Here is a 1,096-nt window from a genome sequence, read left to right as displayed (position 1 = left end):
TGCTGCGGCCGGGGCGGGCGGGCTCACCGGAGCTGGCGCGGGTGGGGCCACTGGTGGTCCCGCGTACGCCGGGGCGGGTAGCGGCTTGCGCAGTGGCAGGTCGGTCAGGGCACCCTCGGCCACCGGCAACTCGGGCTGGTCCAGCACCGTCGGCGCGATCCCCAGGTCGGCGTGCAGCATCCGGGCCACCAGCGGGATCCGCGACGACCCGCCCACGAGGAACAGCCCGGCGAGCTGGTCGGGGCGCAGACCGGCGGCGGCGATGACCTCCCGGGCCCGCTGCACCGCCCGCCGCAGCAGCGGCGTGGCCACCCGTTCGACGTCCGCCCGGGTCAGCTGGATCGGCTCGGCCACTCCCGGCACCGCGACCGGCGCGACAACGGACCGGGACAGGGTCTCCTTCGCGCCTCGTACCTCGTCCCAGAGCCGGATCTGGTCGCGGCGCTGCGCCGGATCCGCCGGTCGGGTGAGCCGGGCCCACTGCGCGGCGTGCCGCTCACCGACCAGCTCACCGACCCGCCGTACCAGCGCGGCGTCGAGGTCCAGGCCGCCCAGGTCGGGCAGGCCGCCGTCGGCGACCACGCTGAAGCCGGAGTCGCCCCAGGGGTCCGCGCCCTCGTTGCGCAGCACCGCGACGTCGAGCGTCCCGCCACCGAAGTCGAACACCGCGATGGCCCCGCCGACCGGCACCGGACGGTGCAGCACCTGCGTGTAGTAGCGGGCGGCGGCCACCGGCTCCCGCAGCAAACGGGTGCCCGGCGGGGTCGGCCCGGCGAGGGTGTGCTCGGCCGCCTGCGGCCAACCCGCCCGCAGCAGCGCGTCGGCGAGGACCTGCCGCCGCGTCGCGTCCCAGGCGGCCGGGCAGGTGACCACGGCCGGGGGCAGGAAGCCCACCGCGCCCACCGCGGCCCGCGCGACCGACGCCAGCACCGCGGCGAGCAGCTCGGCCGGCGGGTACGCGTTGTCGCCGAGCCGCACGGTCGGCTCGTCCACCCGACGCTTCGGGTTCGCCTCGAACCGGCCCGGGTCGGTCTGCGCCAACCGGCGGGCGTCCCCGCCGCGGGGCAGGGTGCCGGCGTGGTCGGCGGAGACGGCG

Annotated in this window: 1 protein-coding gene; it reads right to left on the bottom strand. The window is 78.1% G+C overall.

The annotated features are described in order from the left end of the window. Positions 1 to 1,096: Hsp70 family protein (locus KBX53_RS33870; protein ID WP_210863912.1), on the bottom strand; the 1,096-nt coding region annotated here is incomplete at both ends.

Source organism: Micromonospora sp. M51, assembly GCF_018070305.1.
In the GTDB taxonomy this organism is placed as follows: domain Bacteria; phylum Actinomycetota; class Actinomycetes; order Mycobacteriales; family Micromonosporaceae; genus Micromonospora; species Micromonospora parva.
Note: the sequence above shows the minus strand (reverse complement) of the source record. Positions and strands in the feature narration are given on the sequence as shown.